The sequence below is a fragment of the Bartonella sp. AS69XJJH genome, assembly GCF_042195585.1.
Taxonomy (GTDB): Bacteria; Pseudomonadota; Alphaproteobacteria; order Rhizobiales; family Rhizobiaceae; genus Bartonella.
This window is the reverse complement of sequence record NZ_JBHIOO010000048.1, coordinates 1-4,343: the sequence shown is the minus strand read 5'-3', so window position 1 is coordinate 4,343 and position 4,343 is coordinate 1. Positions and strand designations below refer to the sequence as shown.

Sequence of the window (4,343 nt, the reverse complement as noted above, 5' to 3'; positions counted from 1 at the left end):
AGGAATATGAGAATTGCATAAAATTACAAAAATATTTGTTATTATTATCAAACCAAAAGATGCAAATATCAAAATACTTTGAATAAAGTAGGGATTTTTTTTAATTCCTAAAAAACATAAAAATATAAAAGTTATAATGCCAAACAAGGCTCTTAGCTGTTTATCTGTAAACATATTTATTTCCTGCAGTTTTTGATAATTTTTTGATCTCTTTATTGATCTCGTCTATAAGAGGTTCGTAATTGAGAACGCTTTTTGGAATACCACCCCCATAAACCCAAGCTTTCACCTGCGCTTTGGTACTAAAATCCGCATTTTCTGGTGTGGTATAATACTGTCCGCCATCAAACTTTTCACATTCTCTTGTGCCGTCTTCATATTCGTAGAGGTTGTAAAAATACTCCTCTGCTCCGTCCCCCCAAGGAACATAACCAACAGCTGTTGCAACAAACTTTTTTCGCATGGGTTGTTTACGGATTGTTAAGAATAAATGTTTTAAAATGAACATGCTTTAATCCTAATTTTACCATGGTCTATTTGTCTCAAATTTGATCATACAGAGCGTTTTATATTATAGATATGGTTTTTTCATCATAAAATCTTTAAATCGCTTTGTATGGTACATTTTTGTCTATTTAAACGCATGTCTAATCGTAAAATAATCAGCACTTTTCACTACTTTGCTGTGGACCAAAGCGTTTCATTATCCCACCAATGCCATTTAGAGTCTCTTCAAGTTTTTGCTTGTGAATAACAGTAAGGGGGCTTGAATGCTCTTTCTCTGCTTGTTCTTTCAAAAGCTTTTCACGAGCTCTCAAAACAGCATTGCGTACAAAATTGGCTTTTCTCAAAAGATCGTTTTCCAAATCACGACACAACCTGACAAGTTCACGCGTGCTCGGAAAAAATGTATCGGATAAACAATTTATTTCATCACATAAAATCCGTTTGACCACTGTCATCAGTGACCATGCAGAGACATTTTCCAAAACCATTCCATAGGTCAACGCCATTCCCTCATGGTCTGATTGTTGTGCTATTTTCAAACCACACGACAGCATGCGAATAGCTTTTGCTATATCCTCTTTACCTGCTTTCACTGCGAAGAGCTCTTGCAATTGATCACCAGCCTCTAAAGCAATCGATTCCTGCTGTTTCGTTAATTGGCTGCCATCCTTCAAAACAAACGGACCGCTCGGAGGTATCATCGCATGAATGTGTTTCAAAATACCCTCGATTTCCGATATCAAGGAGACTGTCTGCGATACGTTCCCCAATGCTTTTTTGCTTTTGAGTGTAATTTCCATTGTTTCCACCATTGTTGTTCGTATTTTTTGTTTTTTCTAAATCCTCGATAGCCTTGCGTACCCAGTTTCTCCATGCTGCTTGCCAATCACGTTTGATAGCATTCTTTCCTGCACAGGCTTTCCAATAATCTCGAAACTTTGCGATTTCGACTTTGACACGCTCTGGAGGCAAACCCTCTGCAATGGCAAAATCGTAATCGGGTTCAAAATCCTCTGGTAATCGACAACCGCGATTAGCTTGCGCTCGTTTTGCTTTTTGGGAAACGTTCTCTTGCTCGTGAATGGGAGGTTGGTTGTCTGATGAGGTTGTGATTTGCTCTGATGTGGTCTCAACAGCAGCAACCTCTGTTGGCTCGTCAACCAAATCGATTGTTTCTAAATTTTCAGAACCAATTTCTTTTTTTGCTAAAACGATAGTTTTAGTTTTTTTATATATATTCTTATTCTGGTTCTTTATAGCTTGATTTTGCTTAGCGTTTGCTTCAGCAAAATTATTAACATGTTGTTTTGTATTATTTTTTGCTTGTGCACCTTTTTTACCAGCCTCACTACGAACTTGCGATATGTGCTCTTTTTTATCAGCAAAATCGTTTAGCTCTTCTTCAACGCGCGTATTCCACAATCCATTATCTGTCTCAACAAGTTTATTATTTCTCATGAGATATTCGACAATAGCTGCAAATTTTTTCTGCGAACAATGACAAACACGTGCAAGCGTTTGAAAATCTGTTTTAAGTGGTTCTTTTTTTTCATACATGCAAACGAGAAGGGTTATATAAACCCCCCGTTGTTCAGATGTCATTCCATTTGTACCACTTATCCAGTCATACAAATGGAATCTTATCCATGGCATTGCATTAGACATGCGCATCCCCTTCTTTTATTAAATATAAAATTGCTAAAGCATCTGCTTCGTTGTCGTCTTTAGGTACATGTCCTTTTGCACATACCGCCTTAATCATTTCTTCTTTTGAGGCGTTGCCTTTTCCTGTTGTTGCTTTCTTAATTGTGCCAACAGGAATGCCTTCATATGGTATCTGATGATGTTCACACCACGCTGTTAAGGTTGCTAGAAAGCCCCCATAAATATGAGAAGCGTCTGTACCCACATGCCGGCGCACCTCTTCAAAATATACCGCGTCAATTTCATCAACAGATCTCTTTAGTTCAGTAAGCCACCGTTTAAAGCGTAAATAACGCATACCACCGCCTTCAAAACGGCGTGATTGAAAATCTTCTGTATCGCTTGTTATGTGACCATCCGCACCGCATATCGCCCAGCCTGTCTTGGTCCCTAGATCAAGACATAAAATGGTTTGTGCGTTAGTGATCATTATCCCCCCTTAAGGCTCTACGTATTTATATGTGTGCTATGACAGAACGTGTTGTGATTGCTTGTCTTGAAAAAATGTTTGTGAAAAAGTAACCTCGCAATGATTCATTGTTAATTAACAATCCTCATTTTTGGCTCAAATGACGCAAGTTAAAAAACTTCTCCTGCAAAAATAAAATCGATCAATCTTGGTTCTTCTTTTTTGTTGATTAACTCAGTGATTTTATTATTTAATTCATCAATAACTTTCATCTGTGAAGCTAACTTTAGCCTTTGGCTGTATAGCGTTTCATTTTTTTGCTTAATTAAAGAGGATAGGTTTTCAAGTACTACTTGCTGTTGTTCAATTGACTTATCTCGCTCTGCAAGAGTTGCTTCATGCCATCTCATCCAATTATCAAATTGTGACTTATGCCATTCTTCTTGTTTTGCAAGAACTTTTGTATGAGTTTCGTGTCGTTTCACAAGATCTTCTACGCTACAGTCACGATCCGGTATTTGTATAAATTCTTTCACAAACTTATCTCCATTCTCAATTTTCGTATTACAACCTATTAATCTACAAATCCGTGTGTAGAGTTTCTTCAATATTCCGTTTCTCATGATCTTTCTTCTTTAAGAGTGTGAAGGCTGCTGTTCATTCTTTTCTTCATATTGAAGCTTCGTCATTTCATTTTGTTCACATGGCTTCATGCAAACAGTGGAACCGTTGACAAAAGCAGGCGTTGGAGGAGATTGTTCATTCCATAATGCTTCGAGAAGATACGCAACGGCTCCTCTTGAAGGAACACCATATTTTTCCCAACGCCATACTGTTGACTTGTTGACGCCTAACCGTGCTGCCATTTCTTTCAGAGTTAAATTCAGATTTTTACGTAACTGTTTTACTGCTATTTTTCCCATAAAAAATAATATGCATTATGAGCACTTAAAAGTCAAGTCGAAATGCATACCGATTATATGCAATATGAATATATTAAGGAGATGAAAATGCTTAGTAACACGATAGACCAATCTGCTAGATTAATAAAAGCGCGTTTAGCGCGTGGTTTTAGAAGTGCTAAAGAAGCAGCTAGATATTTTGGCTGGAACTACTCTAGCTATATACAGCACGAACAAGGATTAAGAGGAATATCACGAGCATCTGCGAAATATGCAAAAGCATTTAGAATTAGTGAAGGATGGTTATTAACCGGAGAGGGAGAAGGCCCCTCCTCTCCAATTCCTGCCACAAAACAAACTGTTGATGAGCAAATTATTAATCTACTACAAAAAACAACTCAACCAGATAAAGAAACAATTCTTCACCTTTTAAATCGCCTGCATGCAGAAGAAAAAAAATAAAAGCTTTTTTTCTTTCATTACTAAATGTAGAAACCAGATGCATTATTTTGTTATCTAATTCTATATCACTTTTTATTGTTTTCATAACCATTCACCTTCCCCTTTCATGAGAATCGTCATTTAGAAAAAATCTTCTTACAAGATTTTTATACCGGTAAAAATAAAATACACATAACGCATATTTTATTGTTAACAAGTGTGCATTATGCGTATTATATATATCTCATAAACCACGCACAAACAATCGCCAAGAGGCGTTAGGGAGGAAAAATTATGGATAAGCCAATTCTTATAAATTCTGATGAAATTTTATTAGTTGTCTATAATGATGATCAAAACATTGGTCGGTCTGGACCACT

The 4,343-nt window shown here is 36.7% G+C and carries 7 protein-coding genes; 1 reads left to right on the top strand and 6 read right to left on the bottom strand.

Going from position 1 to position 4,343, the window contains the following annotated elements; all coding sequences use genetic code 11:
- Positions 1-160: 160 nt before the first annotated feature.
- The 6 genes from ACFIK6_RS09205 to ACFIK6_RS09180 all read right to left on the bottom strand — a co-directional run bounded on the left by ACFIK6_RS09205 (position 161) and on the right by ACFIK6_RS09180 (position 3,543).
- Entirely contained in the window at positions 161-508 is a 348-nt protein-coding gene (locus ACFIK6_RS09205; protein ID WP_375642666.1) for a hypothetical protein, read from the bottom strand.
- A gap of 154 nt (positions 509-662) precedes the next feature.
- Positions 663-1,181 (bottom strand): hypothetical protein, encoded by a 519-nt coding sequence (locus ACFIK6_RS09200; protein ID WP_375642665.1) that lies wholly within the window; start codon positions 1,179-1,181, stop codon positions 663-665.
- Positions 1,123-2,172 carry a DUF1376 domain-containing protein gene (locus ACFIK6_RS09195; protein WP_375642664.1) on the bottom strand — a complete coding sequence of 350 codons (1,050 nt, stop codon included), beginning with the start codon at positions 2,170-2,172 and terminating at the stop codon, positions 1,123-1,125. Before ACFIK6_RS09195 ends, ACFIK6_RS09200 begins: the two co-directional genes overlap by 59 nt.
- Entirely contained in the window at positions 2,165-2,641 is a 477-nt protein-coding gene (locus ACFIK6_RS09190; protein ID WP_317992692.1) for a hypothetical protein, read from the bottom strand. The genes ACFIK6_RS09195 and ACFIK6_RS09190 overlap by 8 nt, the downstream gene beginning before the upstream one ends.
- 149 nt (positions 2,642-2,790) lie before the next feature.
- Entirely contained in the window at positions 2,791-3,156 is a 366-nt protein-coding gene (locus ACFIK6_RS09185) for a hypothetical protein (RefSeq protein WP_375642663.1), read from the bottom strand.
- Positions 3,157-3,255: 99 nt separating this feature from the next.
- Positions 3,256-3,543: a helix-turn-helix domain-containing protein gene (locus ACFIK6_RS09180; RefSeq protein WP_375642662.1), complete on the bottom strand. Its 288-nt coding sequence runs from the start codon at positions 3,541-3,543 to the stop codon at positions 3,256-3,258.
- Between the two features lie 87 nt (positions 3,544-3,630).
- On the opposite strand from ACFIK6_RS09180, the gene ACFIK6_RS09175 reads away from it, so the two are divergent.
- Positions 3,631-3,984: a helix-turn-helix domain-containing protein gene (locus ACFIK6_RS09175; RefSeq protein WP_375642661.1), complete on the top strand. Its 354-nt coding sequence runs from the start codon at positions 3,631-3,633 to the stop codon at positions 3,982-3,984.
- Positions 3,985-4,343: the final 359 nt, after the last annotated feature.